General features: G+C 49.9%; 16 protein-coding genes. 7 read left to right on the top strand and 9 right to left on the bottom strand.

All coding sequences use genetic code 11. From position 1 onward, the window contains the following. Positions 1-112: 112 nt before the first annotated feature. A complete protein-coding gene (gene rph, locus CYJ98_RS06705) occupies positions 113-841 on the bottom strand; it encodes a ribonuclease PH (protein WP_101755282.1) in 729 nt (242 codons plus the stop codon). 137 nt (positions 842-978) lie between these two features. Here rph and CYJ98_RS06700 point away from each other — a divergent pair, with 137 nt between their 5' ends. Both CYJ98_RS06700 and CYJ98_RS06695 read left to right on the top strand, forming a co-directional pair. Next, positions 979-1,866, top strand: a complete 888-nt coding sequence (locus CYJ98_RS06700; RefSeq protein WP_283122241.1) for a YicC/YloC family endoribonuclease — start codon at positions 979-981, stop codon at positions 1,864-1,866. Between the two features lie 846 nt (positions 1,867-2,712). Then, positions 2,713-3,663, top strand: a complete 951-nt coding sequence (locus CYJ98_RS06695) for a bile acid:sodium symporter family protein (protein ID WP_101755283.1) — start codon at positions 2,713-2,715, stop codon at positions 3,661-3,663. Positions 3,664-3,745: 82 nt separating this feature from the next. Here CYJ98_RS06695 and CYJ98_RS06690 read toward each other — a convergent pair whose 3' ends face one another. Further along, positions 3,746-4,291 carry a TIGR00645 family protein gene (locus tag CYJ98_RS06690; protein ID WP_101755284.1) on the bottom strand — a complete coding sequence of 182 codons (546 nt, stop codon included), beginning with the start codon at positions 4,289-4,291 and terminating at the stop codon, positions 3,746-3,748. 195 nt (positions 4,292-4,486) lie between these two features. Here CYJ98_RS06690 and CYJ98_RS06685 point away from each other — a divergent pair, with 195 nt between their 5' ends. After that, on the top strand, positions 4,487-5,257 hold the full coding sequence (locus CYJ98_RS06685; RefSeq protein WP_101755424.1) for a sulfite exporter TauE/SafE family protein: 771 nt from the start codon (positions 4,487-4,489) through the stop codon (positions 5,255-5,257). A 49-nt stretch (positions 5,258-5,306) separates the two neighbouring features. Here the strand turns inward: CYJ98_RS06685 and CYJ98_RS06680 are convergent, their stop codons facing one another. The 4 genes from CYJ98_RS06680 to CYJ98_RS06665 form a co-directional block, all read right to left on the bottom strand. Continuing rightward, on the bottom strand, positions 5,307-6,902 hold the full coding sequence (locus tag CYJ98_RS06680) for a peptide chain release factor 3 (protein ID WP_101755285.1): 1,596 nt from the start codon (positions 6,900-6,902) through the stop codon (positions 5,307-5,309). 215 nt (positions 6,903-7,117) lie between these two features. Further along, on the bottom strand, positions 7,118-8,260 hold the full coding sequence (locus CYJ98_RS06675; RefSeq protein ID WP_101755286.1) for an NADH-dependent flavin oxidoreductase: 1,143 nt from the start codon (positions 8,258-8,260) through the stop codon (positions 7,118-7,120). A 118-nt stretch (positions 8,261-8,378) separates the two neighbouring features. Then, complete coding sequence (locus tag CYJ98_RS06670) at positions 8,379-9,443, bottom strand: 2,3-butanediol dehydrogenase (protein WP_003745670.1); 1,065 nt, start codon at positions 9,441-9,443, stop codon at positions 8,379-8,381. A 232-nt stretch (positions 9,444-9,675) separates the two neighbouring features. Next, a complete protein-coding gene (locus CYJ98_RS06665) occupies positions 9,676-10,734 on the bottom strand; it encodes a histone deacetylase family protein (RefSeq protein ID WP_101755287.1) in 1,059 nt (352 codons plus the stop codon). A gap of 177 nt (positions 10,735-10,911) precedes the next feature. Between CYJ98_RS06665 and yajC the strand changes: the two genes are divergently transcribed. The 4 genes from yajC (at position 10,912) to CYJ98_RS06645 (ending at position 15,251) form a co-directional block, all read left to right on the top strand. Then, positions 10,912-11,178 carry a preprotein translocase subunit YajC gene (yajC, locus tag CYJ98_RS06660; protein WP_003678762.1) on the top strand — a complete coding sequence of 89 codons (267 nt, stop codon included), beginning with the start codon at positions 10,912-10,914 and terminating at the stop codon, positions 11,176-11,178. Between the two features lie 75 nt (positions 11,179-11,253). Then, on the top strand, positions 11,254-13,107 hold the full coding sequence (secD, locus tag CYJ98_RS06655; RefSeq protein WP_101755288.1) for a protein translocase subunit SecD: 1,854 nt from the start codon (positions 11,254-11,256) through the stop codon (positions 13,105-13,107). A gap of 3 nt (positions 13,108-13,110) precedes the next feature. Beyond that, positions 13,111-14,046, top strand: coding sequence for a protein translocase subunit SecF (gene secF / locus CYJ98_RS06650; protein WP_101755289.1), 936 nt, complete (start codon positions 13,111-13,113; stop codon positions 14,044-14,046). 323 nt (positions 14,047-14,369) lie between these two features. Then, complete coding sequence (locus CYJ98_RS06645) at positions 14,370-15,251, top strand: carbohydrate kinase family protein (RefSeq protein ID WP_101755290.1); 882 nt, start codon at positions 14,370-14,372, stop codon at positions 15,249-15,251. A gap of 79 nt (positions 15,252-15,330) precedes the next feature. Here the strand turns inward: CYJ98_RS06645 and CYJ98_RS06640 are convergent, their stop codons facing one another. The 3 genes from CYJ98_RS06640 to infB form a co-directional block, all read right to left on the bottom strand. Continuing rightward, positions 15,331-15,888: a nitroreductase family protein gene (locus CYJ98_RS06640; protein WP_101755291.1), complete on the bottom strand. Its 558-nt coding sequence runs from the start codon at positions 15,886-15,888 to the stop codon at positions 15,331-15,333. A 110-nt stretch (positions 15,889-15,998) separates the two neighbouring features. Beyond that, positions 15,999-18,737 (bottom strand): calcium-binding protein, encoded by a 2,739-nt coding sequence (locus CYJ98_RS06635; protein WP_101804487.1) that lies wholly within the window; start codon positions 18,735-18,737, stop codon positions 15,999-16,001. Positions 18,738-19,088: 351 nt separating this feature from the next. Beyond that, positions 19,089-21,968, bottom strand: coding sequence for a translation initiation factor IF-2 (infB, locus tag CYJ98_RS06630; protein WP_101755293.1), 2,880 nt, complete (start codon positions 21,966-21,968; stop codon positions 19,089-19,091). Position 21,969: the final 1 nt, after the last annotated feature.

Here is a 21,969-nt window from a genome sequence, read left to right as displayed (position 1 = left end):
ATTACTATTTTTTACATGGAATTCAAGGATAGAACGCGCTTTTTTGAGTAAATACGCATAAAGGGGTTTGGTTAAAAAAGGCCGTCTGAAAGTTTTCAGACGGCCTTGCTGATTATCGGACTAAAAGGGCGGCCTGCTGGTGTTGAACCAATTCGGCAATGCCTTTGTGCGCGAGGGCAATGAGTTTGCCCAATTCTTCGATGCTGAACGGTGCGCCTTCGGCCGTACCTTGGATTTCGATTATTTTGCCGGATGCGGTCATGATGATGTTGACGTCGCTGTCGCAGCCTGAGTCTTCGGGATAGTCTAAGTCCAAAAGCGGTACACCGCCCACCACGCCGGCGGAAACGGCGGCAACGGCTTCACGGATTGGGTTTTCGCTGATAAGGCCGTCTGAAAGGAGTTTGTCCACGGCGATTTGCAGGGCAACGTAGGCACCGGTAATGGAGGCGGTACGCGTGCCGCCGTCGGCTTGGATAACGTCGCAGTCAATCAGGATTTGGCGTTCGCCGAGTTTTTCCATATCGACGACGGCGCGCAGCGAGCGGCCGATCAGGCGTTGGATTTCTTGTGTGCGGCCGGACTGTTTGCCCGCGGTGGCTTCACGACGCATACGGGAGGCAGTGGACGCCGGCAACATGCCGTATTCGGCCGTTACCCAGCCTTGTTCTTTACCGCGCAGGAACGGTGGGACATTTTCATCGATGGAGGCAGTGCAAATCACTTTGGTGTTGCCGCACTCGATAAGGCAGGAGCCATCGGCGTGTGGCAGGAAATTGGGGGTGATTTTAATGTTGCGCAGGCTGTCGGCGGCGCGGCCGGTGCGGGTGTAGTCGCTCATGATGGTCCTTTGGGGGAATAAAAAACAGGTTGCCTTGAATTATAGAGGAATTTAGCAGTAAAGGCCGTCTGAAAATCGTCGGTCGGGTGTGTTATAGTGTCCGTACTTTCACTCGTATTTGGAAACGGAGTAAAATCATGGCTACAAGACGAACTATTCAAATCCACAGCATGACCGGCTTTGCCAATGCCGCAGGCGAATGCGGCGGCAAACGGATTAATTTGGAAATCCGCGCGGTCAACCATCGTTATTTGGATGTCCAATTCCGTATGCCGGAAGAGTTGCGCTATTTGGAAGGCGCATTGCGCGAACAGATTGCCGCGGCTGTAGCACGCGGTAAACTGGAGTGCCGTGTTCAGCTGCAAGATGCGGCTTCGGGCGGTCAGACTTTGGAAGTCAATCAGGACTTGGTCGCACAGCTGGCACATTTAAACAAAGAATGGCGCAAGGAACACAATTTCGGCAAGCTGAGCGTGGCCGACGTTTTGCGTTTCCCCGGCGTTTTGGCAGGTCAGAGCGAAGACTCTGAGGCCTTGGCGAAAGGTGTCAAAGATTTATTGACCAGCGCGTTGAAAGAGTTCACAGCCGCCCGCAAACGCGAGGGCAAAAAACTGGGCGAACATTTATTGCAACGTCTGACCGCTATGGAAGAGATTGTGGACGCTTTGAACGAACTGTTCCCAAGCCTTCTGCAAGCGCATATGGACAAAGTCAAAACCCGTTTGGCCGAAGCCGTCGGCAATATCGACAACGACCGCTTGCAACAAGAATTTGCTTTGTTTATCCAGAAATCCGATGTAGATGAGGAATTCAGCCGTTTGCGCACCCATATCGCCGAAGTGCGCCGCATTGTTACCGAAGGCAAGGGCAGCGTAGGCAAACGTTTGGATTTCCTGATGCAGGAGCTCAACCGCGAAGCCAATACTTTGGGCAGTAAGGCCATCGCCGCCGAATGCACGCAAGCGTCGGTTGAACTGAAAGTCTTAATCGAACAAATGCGCGAACAGGTTCAAAATATCGAATAAATCGATAACGAACAGATAAAACAAGGCCGTCTGAAAAGTTTCAGACGGCCTTTTATCAATCAATTTCAAGTAAACAAAGAGATTCAGGCATGATCATTAAAGGCAAGCTGGTTATTACGATGGATTATAAAGCGGAGGAATGAAATCTGCTTACTGGTAAAAAAGCGAAATTCTTAACCAATATGGTTAATACCGGTGCTGTTGTTGGTGACCAAAACTAGATAATTAGTTTGAATACGATTGAACTGTTATGGAAAAAGCCGTAAAGCATTTTGCCTGATTCGAACAGGATCACACGGGGGCTTGTGCCACCGCTCCCTTTCCATTTGGTAACCCATGCTTTACGGCTTTGTTAAAGACAATATACTGATGGTCAAGATAAAAATCAACACAGATGCTCTGCAAAAAGCTTAAATGCTATTGCACAGCGTACAAGTAATACCCAGCCATTGATGACGCAACTTGCCCGTATCATGCGCAATGCGGTACTGGACAACTTCGAGACGAGTGGCCACTATGCTATCAAGGTAAAGAAGTTTTTTCTGCTACTGTTGAGCGTGACGATGGGCATGTCATAGATTTCACCATTATCGCCTGTTCGGGAAACATGACCGATGAGGAAAAAAATGAGTCCTGAAGAATGGTATCGTTGGCGGAATGAAAGATTGAAAAAGGAGCGAGAAAAATAGTTTATTCACCCTTCAGTTTTATGACTATAAAGGGCGGGGTAGGTCATTCATGTTTGAAATATCAAACGCGGTTATTGCCAGAGCTGTATATAAAAGTTAATATCCGTTAAATTATGGCAATTATTGTCATGATAAAAACATACACAGGAGAAAAATAATGAACTTTCTGACCGCTATCAGTCGGCAAATGACCCGCTTCACCGCTCTGATCATCGTCCTTGCTTCCATCATCGCCTTTATCGAACCTGCCACTTTTTCGTGGGTAAAAGGCGATACGCAAGTCGTCGTACTCGGCATCATCATGCTGGGTATGGGCATGACTTTGGGCAAAGAAGATTATCAAATTTTGGCGCAACGTCCGCTCGATATTTTCATCGGTGCCATCGCCCAATATACGATTATGCCCTTGCTTGCCATCGGTATTGCCAGAGCCTTCGACTTGTCGCCAGGATTGACGCTGGGTTTGGTTTTGGTCGGTACTTGTCCGGGCGGCGTTTCGTCCAATATCATGAGTTTTTTGGCTAAAGGCGATGTTGCCTTTTCGGTCGGCATGACCACGGTTTCCACCGTCCTCGCTCCTGTGATGACGCCGCTGTGGATGACTTATTTGGTCGGACAAACCGTTGAAATGGATGGCTGGGGCATGTTTAAATTTATGTTGCTCGTTACCCTGTTGCCTGTCGTTATCGGCTCTGCCGCCAATATATTGCTGCACAAAAAACATTGGTTTGAAGACGTGAGCGCAATTATGCCTGCCGTTGCCGTTGTCGCGTTTGCCTGCATCGTCGGCGGCGTTGCTGCCGTTCACGGCCACCGATTTGCCGAATCCGCCTTGGTTATGGTACTCGCCATCGCTGCCCACAACATCGGCGGCTACATCCTCGGCTATTACAGCGGCGCGCTGACCGGCATGAATACCGCCAAAAAACGCACCCTTGCCATCGAAGTCGGTGTACAAAATGCCGGACTTGCCACCGGTTTGAGTGCTAAATTCTTCCCCGGTAATGCCGAGTCCGCCGTTGCCGCCGCCGTTGCCTGCGTTTGGCACTCTGTATCGGGAACGGTTTTGGGCAACTTGTTTGCCTGGTGGGACAAGCGTAAGCAATAAGTTGAAAGTGTCAGTTTCAAACATTGCCCAATAATCAAAAGGCCGTCTGAAATATTTCAGGCGGCCTTTTGATTGCTTTTTATCAATGCGCTTTATGCGTCGTGCTGTACACGATTTTGTCCGTTAAAGCCATGGCAAGCGCAGAAATCAGGAAACAGATGTGGGTAATACATTGCCACATGATTTGTTTTTCCGACAGATTGGCGGCATTGAGGAAGGTTTGCAGCAAATAGATGGAAGAGATGCTGATGATGGACATCGACAGTTTGACCTTCAAAACCGAAGCATTGACGTGGCTGAGCCATTCGGGTTGGTCGGGATGTTCTTCAACATGGAGGCGGGAAACGAAGGTCTCGTAGCCACCGACAATGACCATAGTCAGCAGGTTGGCAATCATCACGACATCAATCAGGTTCAATACGGCGATCATGATGGTGTTTTCATCCATGATGCTGAAATTGGATACCAAGTGCCACAAGGATTTGAGGAACTTACAGGCATAAATGACTTGGGCGATAATCAAGCCTATATAAATCGGCAGTTGCAGCCAGCGGCTGGCGAAAATGATGTGTGCGAAGATGCCCATTCGTTCGTGGGCTGTGCGCTTGGTCGGGGTGGAATGTTCCATAAAATGTGTTGTGTGTAGGAAAGATAAGGGGCGGCATTTTAATGGAAAAATTTTTAAGCCGCAATTTGAGCGGTTGAATTTAAAAAGAAAGGCCGTCTGAAAACAGGATATTGTTTCTTGTTTTCAGACGGCCTTGTAGGTTGTCAGGATAGGCAAATACGCGCAAAATCGCTTTGCTTTTTAGAGATGGACATTATGCTTGCAGATTCGTTTTTTTATTATCTGGTGTTGGTCGGCTTTGCCGCAGGGCTGATGGATGCGGCGGTTGGCGGCGGAGGGCTGTTGCAGATTCCCGGATTATTCAACCTATTGCCAAACGCTACGCCTGTGGCCTCGGTGATGGGTGTCAATAAATTTGCTTCCTGCTGCGGCACGTTGACCGCGACGGGGCAATATCTGCGCCGAATTCCCGTGCCGTGGAAAATGCTGTTGCCTGCCGCGGCGTTGGCGTTTGCCGCTTCATATTTGGGCGCGAAAACGGTGGTGTATTTCCCCGTGCAATACATGAAACCGGCAATGCTGGTCATCATGATTGCCATGTGTTTGTACACTTTTTTGAAAAAAGACTTGGGGCAGACGGTGCGCACTGAAAAGCTGACGCGCCGTGAAACCTTATGGGGCTTATTTTTCGGTGCATTAATCGGGTTTTATGACGGCGTGTTCGGGCCGGGAACGGGCAGCTTGTTGGCTTTTGTATTCGTCCGCTTTTACGGCTATGATTTTTTAGCGGCGAACGCTTCGGCAAAGGTCATCAATTCGACCACCAATCTTGCCGCGCTGACGTTTTTTATCCCGCAAGGCCATGTCGCGTGGGCATGGGCGATACCGTTGGCGGTAGCGAATTTATGCGGCGGCGTGGTCGGCGCGCGCTTGGCAATGCGCGGCGGAACCAAGCTGCTACGTTACGGATTTATGTTGCTGCTGTGCCTGACCATTGGGAAGTTTGCTTGGGATTTATTGGGTTGATATTGAATGAAAAAAAGGCCGTCTGAAAGTTTCAGACGGCCTTTGCATTTTACAGTTTAACCGAATGCTCGCGTGTTTCGTGGAACACGATATCCGGCCAGCGTTCTTGTGTTAGATTCAGATTGACGCGGTTAGGCGCGAGGTAGGCGAGGTTGCCGCCTGCGTCTATCGACAGATTGCCGGCATTGGCTTTTTCAAACTCCGCCAGCTTTTTCTTGTCTTCGCACGATACCCAGCGCGCAGACCAGATAGATGCGCTGTCGAACACGGCTTCTACGCCGTATTCGTTGGCCAGTCGCGAGGTAACGACTTCAAACTGCAACACGCCGACCGCGCCCAAAATCAAATCCGCGCCGCTCATCGGTTTGAAAACCTGTACCGCGCCTTCTTCGCCAAGCTGTTGCAAGCCTTTTTGCAGTTGCTTGATTTTCAGCGGGTTTTTGATGCGGACGCTGCGGAACAGTTCGGGCGCGAAGAATGGGATGCCGGTGAACGCCAGTTGTTCGCCTTCGGAGAAGCTGTCGCCGATTTGGATGTTGCCGTGGTTCGGGATACCGATAATGTCGCCGGCGTAGGCTTCTTCTACCAGCTCACGGTCGTGGGACATGAAGGTAACCACGCTGGAGGCGGCGATTTCGCGGTTGATACGCAGGTGTTTCATCTTCATGCCGCGCTCGAATTTGCCGGAGCAGACGCGCAAGAAGGCGATACGGTCGCGGTGTTTCGGGTCCATATTGGCTTGGATTTTGAAGATAAATCCGGAGAACTTAGGTTCGTCAGGCTCGACCATGCGTACGGTAGCATCACGCGGTTTCGGCGCAGGCGCCCATTCAATCAATGAATTGAGGATTTCCTGAATACCGAAGTTGTTAATCGCCGAGCCGAAGAACACGGGCGTGAGTTCGCCGGCGAGGAATTCGTCGAGATTAAACTCGTTGGAAGCAGCCTGCACCAATTCGATTTCGTCGCGCAACTGTTGGATTTCCAACGGAAAGCGCTGTTCCAATTCAGGGTTGTCGATGCCTTTGATGATGTCGAACTCGTGCGGCAGGCGCTCGCCACCTGCGTCGAAGAGATAGATTTCATCGTTCAGGATGTGGTACACGCCCTTGAAGTTTTTGCCCATGCCGATCGGCCAGGTTACGGGCGCGCAGCGGATTTGCAGGATGTTTTCCACTTCGTCCAGCAATTCCAAAGAGTCACGCACTTCGCGGTCGTATTTGTTCATGAACGTGACAATCGGCGTGTTGCGCAGGCGGCAGACGTTCAAGAGTTTGATGGTTTGCGCTTCCACGCCCTTTGCCGCGTCGATGACCATCAAGGCGCTGTCCACGGCGGTCAAAACGCGGTAGGTGTCTTCGGAGAAGTCTTGGTGTCCCGGCGTGTCCAAGAGGTTGACGGTGTGGTCTTTGTAGTCGAACTGCATCACGCTTGATGCCACGGAAATGCCGCGCTGCTTCTCGATTTCCATCCAGTCGGAGGTGGCGAATTTGCCGGTTTTTTTGCCTTTTACCGTACCCGCGCTTTGAATTGCACCTGAAAACAGCAGCAGTTTTTCGGTCAGCGTGGTTTTACCCGCGTCAGGGTGGGAGATGATGGCAAACGTGCGGCGGCGGCGCACTTGGTCGAGGATTTCTTGGGACATGGTTTTCTTTGCAAAAAGTTTCAGGCCGCTTTTTCAGACGGCCTGAAGGATATGGGTGTTGGGAAACAGGCTAAAATAAGGGCGTGTGCGACACGCCCTGAAATAGATTGAAAGATGCGGAATTGTACAAAAAAATGCTTGATAATTCAATGTTTGCGCACCAAATCAAAGGCCGTCTGAAAAGTTTCAGACGGCCTTATGCTATGAATCGATGATTAAATATCCATCGGTTTCCATTCCGCGCCTTTTACCGGCGGCAGCCATGATTGCGTACCGCTGGAGGAAAATCCCCACAAGGTGTCGGGGAGGCCGTAATGGTCGGCGCGCGTCGGATCGAGTTGCGTTTCGATTTCATCTTCGCGACCTTCACGGATTTGCGTGGCGATGTGCGGATTAATCATCACGGTTTTGCCCAATGCGATAAATTCTGCCCAGCCGGTTTCATAGGCGGCCAAAATTTGGTCGGCGGTAAACAGGTTGCCCACCCCGATAAGCGGCAGTTTGCCGTTGATGCGTTCGTGGATAAACTGCATACGGGTTTGGGCGGTATCGCCGCCGCGACGGATTTTTTTATCAAATTCCCACAGGGAAACGTGCAGATATTGCAGCGGTTTTTGTACCAATGCGTCAATCAATGCGCCGGTTTCGGTCATGGTTAAGCCGTCATCGCCCGGTTCTTCAGGGGAGAAGCGGTAGCCGATAATGAAGTCATTGCGCTGGTGTTTTTCACGGACGGCAACCACGGCATCGATAACGGCCAGCGGGAAGCGCATTCTGTTTTCCAAGCTACCGCCCCATTGGTCGTTGCGGCGGTTGCTTTGGGCGGAGTAAAACTGTTGGATTAAATAGCCGTTCGCACCGTGGATTTCCACGCCGTCAAAACCGGCACGAAGCGCCAAATCGGCGGCTTGTGCATAAGAAGCGATGAGTGCCTCGACTTCTTCTGCGGTCGCTTCGCGTGCGTGTTCGGCTTCGTTGGCGGAAGCGCTGATTTTGTCGAGACCGTCCAAAAGTTCATCAATGGCTTTGGAACCGCCGTGATGGATTTGCAAAATCGCTTTTGCGCCTTGTTGTTGCAGGATTTGTGCGGTTTCTTTCAGGCTGTCGAGGCAGTGTTCGCCTGTGGCTTCAGGTTGGCCGTGAAAGGCTTTGCCGTCTTTTTGAACCAAAGTGGCGGCAGTGATAAACATGCCCATATCGCCTGCACGGTTGCTGAGAAAGGTACGCTCTTGGTCGCTGATCAAACCGTCGGCTTGTGAGCCGAAATGGGTCATGGGGGCGACGACAAGGCGGTTTTTGATGGTTACGCCGTTATTGAGGGTGTATGTTTGGAAGAGTGGGGCGTATTTTGGATTCATGAGATTTTGCTCTTGATAAGTGAATGGTTGGCAGAGGATTGGGCCATTCGGGAATTTATCAAGTACAAAGGCCGTCTGAAAAGTTTCAGACGGCCTGTTTATTCTTTAAGCCTTAGGATTAAAGATTAGGATTGACAATGATTTTTACTGCGGATTCGTTGTTGTGGATCAAGCGCTCGAAGCCTTCGGAAATCAATTCGTCCAGTTTGATGCGTTGGGTGATGAAAGGCTCAAGGTTGATTTTGCCTTCTTCAACCAATTTGATGGTTTCTGCGTGGTCGTTGCAGTAGGCGATGGTGCCGCGCACGTCCAGCTCTTTCATCACAACGCTGTGGACGTTGATGGTGGCGGGGTGGCTCCAAATGGATACGATGACGACTTTCGCAGTCGGACGGCATGCTTCGACCATGGTGTCCAGTACTTTGTTGACGCTGGTGCATTCGAATGCGACATCTACGCCTTCGCCGTTGGTCAGTTTTTTCACTTCTTCAACGACATCGACTTCGGATGGGTCGAGGATATAGTCGGCCACGCCGGCTTCGCGTGCTTTGTCTTTACGTGCTTTGCTCAATTCGGTGATGATGACTTTGATGCCTTTGGCTTTCAGTACGGCAGCCAACAGCAAACCGATTGGGCCTGCACCGCCGACCAATGCGACGTCGCCTTCTTTCGCGCCACTGCGTACATAAGCATGGTGGCCGACAGATAGAGGCTCAATCAAAGCAGCTTGGTCCAATGGGATTTTGTCGGAAATAGGGTGTACCCAACGGCGTTTGACGGCGATTTTTTCAGACAAACCGCCACCGCAGCCGCCCAAGCCGATGAAGTTCATGTCTTTGGAGAGGTGGTAGTTGCTGCCTTCGCCGGTCGGTACGTCGTCGCGGATGATGTAGGGTTCGACAACAACGTGTTGGCCGACTTTGATGTCGTCCACGCCTTCACCTACGGCATAAACCACGCCGGAGAACTCGTGCCCCATGGTTACTGGCGCTGACTCGCCGGAGATTGGGTGCGGATGGCCACAAGGCGGAATGAAAATCGGGCCTTCCATGAATTCGTGCAGGTCGGTACCGCAGATACCGCACCACGCAACATTGATGCCGACAGTACCCGGAGCGACGGTTGGCTCGGGAATGTCTTCGATGCGGATGTCGCCTTTGTTGTAAAAACGTGCTGCTTTCATTGTAACGCTCCTTTTTTTAAAGTGGAGGCCGTCTGAAAAGACGGTCAATTAGGGAAAGGGAAGCAGTGTGGTGTGTGAAGTATTTTTATTGATATGTTTTATATTTGTTATTTTACTACTGATAATATGGAAATGGTTTGTCTTTGCTCAAATTAAAGTTTGTAAATGAAAAAAGGCCGTCTGAAATGGATAATCTGTTTTCAGACGGCCTGGGGTCGATAGTTTAAATGCGTTATTGCGTAGGATTGTTACTTTTGCCGCGCTTCAAATGCTTTTGGTAGGCGATGACGTAATCGGCCTTGCTCAAGCCTGCTAATACGCGGATGTGGGCGGCGGCGGATTTGGACATGGATTCCAAGGTATAGCCGCCTTCCAGTACGGAAACGACACGCCCCTGACAGCTTGCCGTTGCTTGGACGATTTTGTGTGTCAGCCAGGCAAAGTCGGCTTCATGCAGGTTCAGACGGCCTGTTTCGTCTTGTTTATGCCCGTCAAAACCTGCTGAAAGCAATACCAACTCGGGACGGAAAGCTTCCAGCTTGGGCAGCCATTGTTCGCGGATGGTCGTACGGAAGATACGGCTGCCTGTACCTGGTTTGAGGGGCGTATGCAGCATATTCTTATTGCCGGCGTATTGTTCCGCTTGAGGGAAGGGAAAGATGTCGGTTTCAAACAGGTTGAAAAACATCACGCGCGGATCGTCTCGGAGAATCTCCGCCGTACCGTCGCCGAAGTGGGCGTCGAAATCGATGACGGCGATGCGTTGCAGGCGGTATTGGGCAATGGCGTGCATCACGCCGGCGGCGGTGTTGTTGACGAGGCAGAATCCGCTGGCGCTGTTGCTGTGGGCATGGTGGCCGGGTGGGCGGATGGCGCAAAAAGCATGCCAAGCCTTTTTGTTCATCACCATATCGACTGCTTTGACAACGGCGCCGGCTGCAAAACGGGCAGCTTGGAGGGAGTCGTGGCAGATGACCGTATCGTCATCGATGCGGTGGATTTTGCCGGGGAGCGGTTGGGCAGCTTCCAAGTCGTGCAGATAATTGCGCGAGTGGACCAATGCCAGTTGTGCATCTTTGATTTCGGGTGCTTCAGCGGTTTGCAGATGACGCCAAATGCCTTCCGTTTTTAAGGCGGCTTGAATGGCGCTGATGCGTTCTGGCTTGTCGGGGTGGTTGGTGCCCGGCTGGTGCTGCAGAAATATCGGATGGGAAATCCATACGGTGCGGGCATTTTTGCCAAGTAGTCGACGCAGCAGGGTACGCACGCGCCAAATGATTTTTTTAAGCATGGAAAGTGTGTATCGAACGAGTCGCACGGACTGCTAAATATGGTTAATAAATACGGAAATGCTTGGAAATTTTTCAGACGGCCTTTAGAATAGCTCAATTTTACAGTCCGACCAACTGCGTTTTGGGCTGTATGCAGTTTTTTACTTTATCTTAAAACTCAAAAGAACGGATATATTATGAATCAAGCTGTGGCTCAATTTGCCCCTTTACTGCTGATTATGGTGGTGTTTTACTTCCTGATTATGCGTCCTCAACAAAAGAAATTCAAAGCACACCAAGCTATGCTGGCTGCTTTGAAAGTAGGTGATAAAGTCGTTTTGGCTGCAGGTTTCAAAGGCCGCGTGACCAAAGTCGGCGAGCAATTCTACACTGTCGACATCGGCCAAGGTGCGAGAATCGAAGTAGAAGTGGAACGCAACGCGATTGCCGCGAAAGCCGAATAATCCGTTTTTTTGCGAAAAGCCGCCTCATTTTCCGAGTGCGGCTGTTTGCCTTTATAAATAAAGCAAAGGTTTACCATGAACCGTTATCCTTTATGGAAATACCTGCTGATTGCGTTCACGATTGTGGTTGCGGCTGTTTATTCGCTGCCCAACCTTTTCGGTGAAACGCCTGCGGTACAGGTATCGACCAACCGACAAGCCATCGTTATCAATGAGCAAACCCAGTCTAAAGTGTCTTCTGCGTTACAAAGCGCAGGTATTCAGACTGACGGTATGTTCATTGTCGATAACTCGCTGAAAGTGCGCTTTAAAGATACTGAAACGCAATTAAAAGCGCGTGATGTCATCGAAAACACTTTGGGCGAAGGCTATATTACCGCGCTCAACCTTTTGGCGGACAGTCCTGAGTGGATGGCGAAAATTAAAGCCAATCCGATGTTCCTGGGTCTGGACTTGCGCGGCGGCGTGCATTTCACTATGCAGGTGGACATGAAGGCCGCGATGCAGAAAACGTTTGAACGTTATTCCGGTGATATCCGCCGAGAATTGCGCCGCGAAAAAATCCGTACCGGTACAGTGCATCAGACTGAAAACGGTCTGACCGTGCCTTTGCAAGATGCTACTGATGTACAAAAAGCCTTGCCTCAGTTGCAAAAATTGTTCCCTGAAGCCACGCTGCTGCCGGATGGCAACAATATCGTGCTGACTCTGTCTGAAGAGGCGATCAATAAAGTACGTTCTGATGCGGTAAAACAAAACATCAACACTTTGCATAACCGTGTGAACGAATTGGGTGTGGCAGAACCGGTTATCCAGCAATCTGGCCTTGACCGCATTGTCGTACAGTTGCCGGGTGTGCAAGATACTGCCAAAGCAAAAGACATTATCGGTCGTACCGCGACTTTGGAAGTGCGCATGGTGGAAGATGATCCGATTAAACTGCAAGAAGCCTTAAACGGTAATGTACCGACTGGTTATGAGTTGCTGTCAAGCGGTGGTGATCATCCGGAAACTATTTTGGTCAACAAACAAGTTGAACTGACCGGCGACAACATCAACGACGCGCAACCTAGCTTTGACCAAATGGGTGCGCCTGCTGTGAGCCTGAGCTTGGACAGCGCAGGTGGCAGCATTTTTGGAGAATTGACTTCGGCCAATGTGGGTAAACGTATGGCTATGGTGTTGATCGACCAAGGTAAATCCGAAGTCGTGACCGCGCCTGTCATCCGCGCTGCCATTACCGGTGGTCGTGTGGAGATTTCCGGCAGCATGACAACTGCCGAAGCCAACGATACTTCATTGTTGCTGCGTGCCGGTTCGCTGGCCGCGCCGATGCAGATTGTCGAAGAACGTACCATCGGCCCGTCTTTGGGTAAAGAAAACATTGAAAAAGGTTTCCACTCTACCTTGTGGGGCTTTGCCGCTGTTGCTGCATTCATGGTGATTTACTACCGCTTGATGGGTTTCTTCTCTACCATTGCCTTGAGTACCAATATCTTGTTTTTGGTGGGTATTTTGTCTGCCATGCAGGCAACGCTGACCTTGCCGGGTATTGCCGCCTTGGCCTTAACCTTGGGTATGGCGATTGACTCCAACGTGTTGATTAATGAACGTATCCGTGAGGAATTGCGTGCCGGTGTCGCACCGCAGCAGGCCATCAACCTCGGTTTCCAACACGCTTGGGCAACCATTGTCGACTCCAACTTGACCTCTCTGATTGCCGGTATCGCTTTGTTGGTATTCGGTTCCGGCCCGGTACGCGGTTTTGCGGTTGTACACTGTATCGGTATTCTGACTTCGATGTATTCATCCGTGGTCGTGTTCCGTGCTTTGGTCAACCTGTGGTACGGCCGCCGTCGCAAATTGCAAAATATTTCCATCGGTTCGGTATGGAAGCCGAAAGCTGAAATGGCAGAAGGCAAGGAGTAAAACATGGAATTATTTAAAATCAAACGCGATATTCCGTTTATGAGCTACGGCAAACTGACGACTTTTATTTCGTTGGTTACGTTTATCGCCGCCGTGTTCTTTTTGGTAACCAAAGGCCTGAATTTCTCCGTCGAATTTACCGGCGGTACGGTGATGGAAGTCCAATATCAGCAGGGCGTTGATGTGAATAAAACACGCGAACGCCTCGATACGCTGAAAATGGGCGATGTACAGGTTCAGGCATTGGGTACGAACAAACACATCATGATCCGCCTGCCGAACAAAGAAGGCGTAACGTCTGCCCAGCTGTCCAACCAAGTGATGGATTCGCTGAAAAAAGACAATCCTGACGTTACCTTGCGCCAAGTCGAATTCATCGGCCCTCAAGTCGGCGAAGAATTGGTAACCAATGGTTTGATGGCATTGGGCTTCGTGGTGGCAGGTATTATTATTTATTTGTCCATGCGTTTTGAATGGCGTTTTGCAGTATCCGCGATTATTGCGAATATGCACGATATCGTGATTATTCTCGGCTGTTTTGCCTTCTTCCAATGGGAATTCTCATTGACTGTCTTGGCAGGTATTTTGGCAGTTTTGGGTTATTCCGTGAACGAATCTGTGGTGGTGTTTGACCGTATTCGTGAAAACTTCCGCAAACCGCATATGCGCGGCCATACTGTTCCGGAGGTTATCGACAATGCGATTACCGCTACCATGAGCCGTACCATCATTACCCACGGTTCGACCGAGGCAATGGTTGTTTCTATGCTGGTGTTCGGCGGTGCGGCCTTGCACGGTTTCTCTATGGCGCTGACCATCGGTATCGTGTTCGGTATTTACTCTTCCGTATTGGTTGCCAGCCCGCTCTTGCTGATGTTTGGTTTGAGCCGTGAGAACATTGCCAAAGAAGTGAAGAAAAAAGAAGAAGTGGTAGTTTAAACCTGCAATAATTCGATAAAGGCCGTCTGAAAATTGATTGAATCAATTTTCAGACGGCCTTTTGTATTTAAATTTCAGAATGTTTTGTTTTAATGAAATCAGAGGGGATAAATGTGAAAGAAAAAGAAAAAATATGGACGATATAATTTTGTGATGAATCAAGTTTATTGTCTGATATGCCCTTAATTGCTTGTCAGTCCCAATATTTTAAAACATAATACTTTTGCCCCCAGTACTGGAGTTTTACTACAAGTACATGATTTGCAAAAAATCTGTCGGGTGTGCAGACCCTGCCAATCAACCTCAAATAAGGAAGGTTAAGAATGAAAGTAACCAGTTTCGGCGAAGTGCTGTGGGACGATTTTCCAAACGGAAAGGTATTGGGTGGCGCCCCCTTGAATGTTGCTGTCCGTTTGCAGTCTTTGGGTATCGATGCTGCCATCATCAGCCGTCGCGGTGATGATGCCGACGGCGAGGAATTGCTGCGCCAGGTCCAAAGCAAAAACGTCAATACTGATTATTTGCAGGTTTGCCACGAATGCGCGACCAGTTTGGTAAAAGTGCATTTGGACAAGTCTGGCAGTGCGTCTTATGAGATTGTTTATCCTTGCGCGTGGGACAGAATTGCGAATAATAATGCGGCAATCAAGCGAGTGGCAGAATCCGATGCGTTCGTTTTTGGCAGCTTGGCAACCCGTGACGAGGTTTCGCGTAAAAGCTTGGACGCTTTATTGAAAGAAGCCAAATTCAAAATTTTTGACGTTAATCTGCGCAAGCCGCATTACGATATTGACCGCTTGTTGGAGACCATGAAACAGTCCGATATGGTCAAACTCAATGATGATGAGCTGTATGAGTTGGCTGCGGCTTACGGCTCTCCTTATCACAGTATCGAGCAAAATATCGGCTACCTTGTTAAGCTGACAGGTGTCAAAATCTTGTGTGTGACTTTGGGCAGCCATGGTGCGGTTTTGTATAAGGACGGCGAGGTGTACCGTCATTGCGGTTTCCGCGTCAAAGTGGTGGATACTGTCGGCTCCGGAGACAGCTTCCTTGGTGGTTTGACTTACAAACTGCTGAACAATGCACCTCCTCAAGAAGCCATTGCTTTTGCTTGTGCGCTGGGTGCATTAGTGGCTTCACATCATGGCGCGACGGCGGATATTTCTTTGGAAAAAATTGAAGCGTTTATGAATCCGGCTTGATGCTTCGATAATAGATATAGAAAGGCCGTCTGAACAACCATTAAATCAGGTTTTCAGACGGCCATAGTGTTTTCAGGCTTTACCAATAAGTTGTAAAACATTCCAAGTTGGTATTTTTCGGGCCGCTGCCTTCTTCGGTTGGCGAACCAATCATCATCAGGCCGATGATTTTGTCTTTGTCGGCACACTCAAATGCTTCGCGCAACAATGGGCTGTTGACCCACATGCCCGTAATCCAAACATTGTCGAAGCCTTGAGCAGAAGCAGACAGTTGCAACGCGTAGGCGGCGCATCCGGCGGTCAACATTTGCTCCCATTCGGGTTTGGGTTTTGCTACTTCACGGTTTGGCACGAATGTAACGCCGATAATCATAGGTGCCATGTTGCCGACGCGTTCGGCCTTTTTCATGGCATCATCGCCGAAGTTGAGTTCGGTAACGGTCTTGCTCAAAAGCTCGCGGAAACGTTGCAAACCGGCTTCGCTTTGAATTACAGTAAAGCGGTAAGGGCGCATATTGCCGTGATCGGGTACTTGTGTTGCCGCTTGCAGCATTTGTTCCAGTTGCTCGGCATTGGGTGCCGGAGCAGTCAGTTTTTTGGAAGAGCGACGCGTGGTGAGGAGATTTAAGGCATCCATTTTTATTCTTTCTTGTGAATTCGAATGAGAATAATTATATAGCAGAACGATAAATAAATCAGCAAAGGACAAAGGCCGTCTGAATTAAGGTTTCAGACGGCCTTTGAGTTTTACAGGATACCGTTGTTTTGTGTATTTTCAGTAATCAGTGCTTTGTTGATTTCGTCGGCGGTGTAGCTCTTACCGTTTCCGAATACAAAGCTGTCGACATTATTGTTGGCAATGTCATGGATGGTCAGGGTGTCGCCTGTATCTTTGATGGTTAAGACCCAATCATCGCCGGTTTTTAACTGTAAATCTTTCAGCGTAATCCCTTCTTTGAAAAGGACTTGGGTATCGCTGCCACCATACGGATTAAAGGTGTCGTTGCCGCTGTTTCTGCCGAACATAATCACCGTACGCTCGGAACCGGGGTCGGTAATGGTATCGTTGCCGCCGGCCGTATCAACGATGTTGATGCCTCGGCCCAAAGTAATGGTTTCATCACTGCGGTTGCCCCTGTATTCGACAACAGAAGTGTAACGCGACAAATCTAAATCGCTGTTGTCGCTATCGGCATGGATGGTGTGGTTGAAGTTGTTGTACACATCCCGGTTGAGTTCCTCAACGGGTTGGCCTGTGTATTGGACGATGTTTGTGTTACCGATCATGTGCGGGATAGACAGTTTGAAGTGGTTGATCAGCTCGCCGGTGCTGTATGAGGTATTGCCGTCAAACTGAAACTCGGAAATCGCACCATAAATGCCGCTTTGGTTTTTGATGGTCAAAACATCATCTGTGCCTTTAATGCGGATATGCCAAGTATCGCCATCCAGCAGGGGATTGGATACAAATTGGTTGCTGTCGGGCATGTCGGCAATCCCGGTTTTGTCGTAACCTTTTTCAACGGTAATTTCAAGGTCGTCAAGGGTAATGCCGCCGGTAAATTTCACGACGTTGGCGTTGAGTCTGTGTAGGCTTGCCTCGCTATCAAAACCGAAGTTGAAGTCAAAAATGGTGTCATGACCGTAACCTTTGCCGAAGATATAGGTATCGTTGTGTTCGCCGCCTTCCAGATAATCATTGCCTGCGCCGCCGTCGAATAAGTCGGCACCTACATGGGCATAAAGTTTGTCGTTACCGTTGCCGCCGTAGAGTTTATCGTCGGAAGCGGGTTCGTTGCCGTAATAGGTTTCGCTGTGTTCGCGCAAAATGTCATCGCCGTCGTGGCCATAAAGGGTATCATGGCCGTCATTGCCGCCGTCAATTTCATTGTCGGCTGCATTACCATGCAAAGTATCGTCGCCGTTTGTGCCGACAAATTTAATGGTTTCGTCTTTCAGCGCTTGGAAGGCTTGTTGGAACTGCGCGGCAATATAGGTTTGGTCGTTAAACTGGAAGCGGTCGATGGAAATGCTGCCATCCGCACCGATTTGGTTTTGAATCAGGGCAGAACCTTGTTCGGAAGTAATTTCCCAGCTTTGGCTGCCATCATCGTTATGAATGGTCTTCAGGTTGAGCTTGGCATTGTTCAGGCCGTCTGAAAACTTGAGGGTATTGATGCCTTGGTTGTCGATAATGGTATCGTTGTCGCCGTAGATATAGGTATCGTTTCCGGCTCCGCCTTTCAGAATGTCTTTACCGTTGCCGCCCACCAAAATGTCGTCGCCTGTATCACCGTTGATGACATCGTTGCCGTTGCCGCCATCCAGATAATCATTGCCGTCTCCGCCGTTGAGGTTGTCGTTGCCACCCATGCCGTAAACGGTATCATCACCGCGTCCACTGTTGAGGCGGTTGCGGCCTTCGTTACCGGTCAGGATGTTATTGCTGTTGTTGCCGGCGGCAAAAATATTGGCCGAGCCGGTCAAGGTAACATTTTCGACGTGGGTAGCGGCAGTATGGGAAATGCTGCTGAATACGGTGTCTTCGCCGCCGTCAGCCTGTTCGATAACCACGTCTTTTACATCATCAACGTAGTAAGTGTCATTGCCGTCTCCACCTTCCATAATGTCGGCACCGGCTTTGCCGTCGATAATATCATCGCCGGATGTGCCGATTAGGTGGTCATTGCCGTCGCTACCATCGATGGTCTTACCGCTTTCGGTATATTCAGTCAGGGAAATATCGAAATATTTGGCAAAGCTGTTTACATCCAGTTTTTGTGTGCCGATGATGAATTGGGAGACTGCCGGTGTTGTACCGTTTTGAGTGTATTGGTTTTTGATGGTTAAAACGGCGTTGCTGTTTTTCACGGCAATCAGCCAGTCATGACTGCCGGTTTCATTGTTTCGGACTTCAACGGTTAAATCGTTAAGGCTCAGATCAGTATGAAAGCGGATGCTGTTATGGCCTTGATTGTCGATGATGGTGTCTTGCTCGCTTTTGGCAGAGAAAAGATAGGTGTCGTCACCTTCGCCACCTTCAAGCACATCGTTGCCTGCTTCGCCGTTGAGGGTGTCATTGCCTGTTTCGCCGAAAAGACGGTCGTTGCCTTCGCCGCCGTTGATGAAATCGTTGCCACCACCGCCGTAAACGATGTCGTCGCCGCGGCCGCTGTTGAGGCGGTTGCGGCCTTCATTGCCGATGAGGATGTTGTTGCTGTTGTTGCCTGCACCGAAAATGTTGGCCGTGCCGGTCAAAACAAGGTTTTCAACGTGGTTTGGAAGGGTATAGCTGACGTTGCTGTAAACCGTATCATCTCCGCCATTTGGGTTTTCAATGATTTTATCGTCGCTACGGGTTACATAATAAACGTCATCTCCCGATGTGCCTGTTGTTGCTTGTGCAAGGGGAAATGGCTGTAGTTGCTCTAAATGTCGTAATTCAAATTGCGCATTGCGGATGCGCATTGCTTTTTCGATTGTCATGATATTTTCTTTAGATATTGATGAGAGTAACAAGGAAGTAAACGTATCCGGCATATGGCCGGTATTGCTTAATTTGTATTGTGTTTAGGCTATATATACTAGTGCCGAAATTTGATAAAAACAACAGAAACGTTAAGATATGACAATATGTAGAGAGCCTTATCAGTCTTAGTTTGCCGTCTATTCTTTTGCCAAATGGCTTTGCCTTGTGCGGCTGTTTTGTTTCTTATATACCACACATCAATTTCCATAGTTTCAAACTATGAATGGTTGTAAAAAGGCCGTCTGAAAAATCAGAAGCAGGTTTCGCATTGCAAAACCTGCTTCTGATTTTTCAGACGGCCTGTCTGATTACAGAGTACGGGCAACTTCGACGATGTCGAAACATTCGAGTTGGTCGCCTTCCATAATCTCGTTGTAGCCTTTGAGCATCAGACCACATTCGAAGCCCATGCGGACTTCTTTGACGTCGTCTTTGTAGCGTTTCAAAGAAGATAGCTCGCCGGTATGGATAACCACGTTGTTGCGGATGAGGCGGACATGGGAATCGCGTTTGACCACACCGTCGGTAACCATACAGCCTGCAATATTGCCGACTTTGGAAACGGAGATAACCTGACGGATTTCGACCGTGCCGGTTACTTGCTCTTTCTCTTCCGGAGAGAGCATACCGCTCATGGCGGCTTTCACGTCGTCGATGGCATCGTAAATGATGTTGTAGTAACGGATTTCCACGTTTTCATTCTCAGCCAGTTTGCGTGCGGAAGCATCTGCACGGACGTTAAAGCCGATGATGAATGCGCCGGAAGCGATGGCCAAGTTGACATCAGATTCGGTAATGCCGCCAACGCCGCTGTGCAACACGTTCACTTTCACTTCGTCTGTGGACAGTTTTTTCAGGCTGCCCGCCAAAGCTTCGTAAGAACCTTGTACGTCTGCTTTGATGATGACAGACAAGGATTGGGCTTGGTTTTCACCCATGTTGTTGAACATGTTTTCCAGTTTCGCTGCCTGTTGTTTGGCCAAGCGTACATCGCGGTATTTGCCTTGACGGAAGAGGGCGATTTCGCGCGCTTTTTTCTCGTCGGCCAATACCATTGCATCTTCGCCTGCGTTCGGTACGTCGGACAAGCCGAGGATTTCGACAGGGATAGAAGGGCCGGCTTCATTGATGGCTTTGCCGTTTTCGTCAACCATTGCACGGATTTTACCGAATGCAGTACCGGCCAGCAGCATATCGCCTTTTTTCAGCGTACCGCTTTGAACCAGTAATGTGGCAACCGCGCCACGACCTTTGTCCAAACGTGCCTCAACGATGATACCTTTGGCAGGTGCATCGACTGGGGCAGTCAGTTCCAAAACTTCGGCTTCGAGCAAGACGGCTTCGAGCAATGCATCGATGTTCAGGCCTTTTTTAGCGGAAACGTCGATAAACTGTACATCGCCGCCCCATTCGTCAGGCACGACTTCGTACGCGGTTAGCTCTTGGCGGATACGCTCTGGGTTGGCGGCTTCTTTATCGATTTTGTTGACGGCAACCACCATCGGTACACCCGCGGCTTTAGCGTGGGCAATTGCCTCGATGGTTTGCGGCATCACGCCGTCGTCGGCTGCAACCACAAGAATCACGATATCGGTTGCTTTCGCACCGCGCGCGCGCATGGCGGTAAACGCTTCGTGACCCGGAGTATCCAAGAAGGTAATCACGCCGCGTGGGGTTTCAACGTGGTATGCGCCGATGTGTTGGGTAATGCCGCCTGCTTCGCCTTGTACCACTTTGGCGCGGCGGATGTAGTCCAGCAGGGAAGTTTTACCATGGTCAACGTGACCCATCACGGTAACCACCGGCGGACGCGGCAATGCTTCGGCTTCTACTGCTTCAACGCCTTCATCCAAGAATGCTTCAGGGTCGTCGGCTGCGGCAGGTTTGCCGATGTGGCCGAGTTCTTCCACGACAATCAGGGCAGTGTCTTGGTCGATAGATTGGTTGATGGTTACCATCATGCCCATTTTCATCAGGGCTTTCACCACTTCGACGCCTTTAACGGCCATTTTGTGTGCCAAGTCGGCAACGGTAATGGTTTCAGGTACCAAAACTTCGTGTACGACAGGTTCGGTCGGCGCTTGGAAGGCGTGTTGGTTTGGCTCAAGTTTGAGTTTTTTGCCTTTTTTGCCGCCGCGTACGCGTTCGTCGTCGCCATTGCGTGCATTGTTGCGGTCACGGCCGCCTTTGCCGCCTTTGCCTTTGGCGTTACGGCCTTGGTTTTCTTCGTCACGGTCACGACGGTCTTCTTTTTTACCGCGCGCGTTGTGTTCGGATTTGCCTTCGCCGGATGCCGCTTTTGCTTTCTCGGCAGGTTTGTTGCGTTCGCCTGATTTGGCTTCTTTAGTAGGTTTTGAGTCTTGATCAGCCTGTTGTTTCATGGCTTCACGGCGTGCTTGACGCTCTTGTTTTTCTTTCAACAAGGCTTCTTGATGCGCACGCAGGGCGGCGGCACGACGGGCCTCTTCATCGCGTTGAGCCTGTTCTTCCACGCTGACGACAGGTTGCGGTACGGCAGGAACGGCAGGTTTGGCTGCCTTTTTCGCTTCTTTGCCTTTACCGCCTTTGTCTTGTTTGGCTTTGGCAGGTTTTTTGGCTTCGGCCGGTTTTTCAGCTTCAACGGATTTTTCAGACGGCTTATTGTCTGCTTTAGCTTCAACTTTTGCTTCGGCCTTGGCTTCAACCGGTTTGGTTTCTTCTTTTTGGGCTTCGGCAGGTTTACCTTCCGCTTTTGGTGCAGCTTTGGCAGCTTTCAGTCTGGCTGCTTCGGCCTCTGCTTTGGCGCGGGCTTCGGCTTTTGCGGCAGCTTCTGCTTCAGCTTTTTCTTCAGCAGCTTGAGCGGCTGCTTTTTCTGCTTCGGCTTTTTGGTTTTCCGCTGCTACTTTGGCTTTGGCTTCTGCTGCCAACTCTTCGGAAGAAGGAATGGTAACGGCACGGCTACGGCGGCGTGTTTCCACTTTTACGCCGTCAACGGTGCTGACTTCGGTTTTTTTGCGGCGGATGCTGATGGTGCCGCTGTTGCTGCCGTTTTTCCTTTGCAGGTAAGCAGTCAACAGTTGTTTGTCGTCAGTGGTTATGCTGTCATTACCGCTGTTTTTATTGACCCCGGCTTCTTTCAATTGTTTAAGCAAATCATCGACGGGGCGGTTTAGTTCGGCGGCAAATTGCGCTACGGTTGTATTACTCATT

Origin of the sequence: Neisseria perflava, assembly GCF_002863305.2 — a bacterium.
Lineage (GTDB): Bacteria > Pseudomonadota > Gammaproteobacteria > Burkholderiales > Neisseriaceae > Neisseria > Neisseria perflava_A.
Note: the sequence above shows the minus strand (reverse complement) of the source record. Positions and strands in the feature narration are given on the sequence as shown.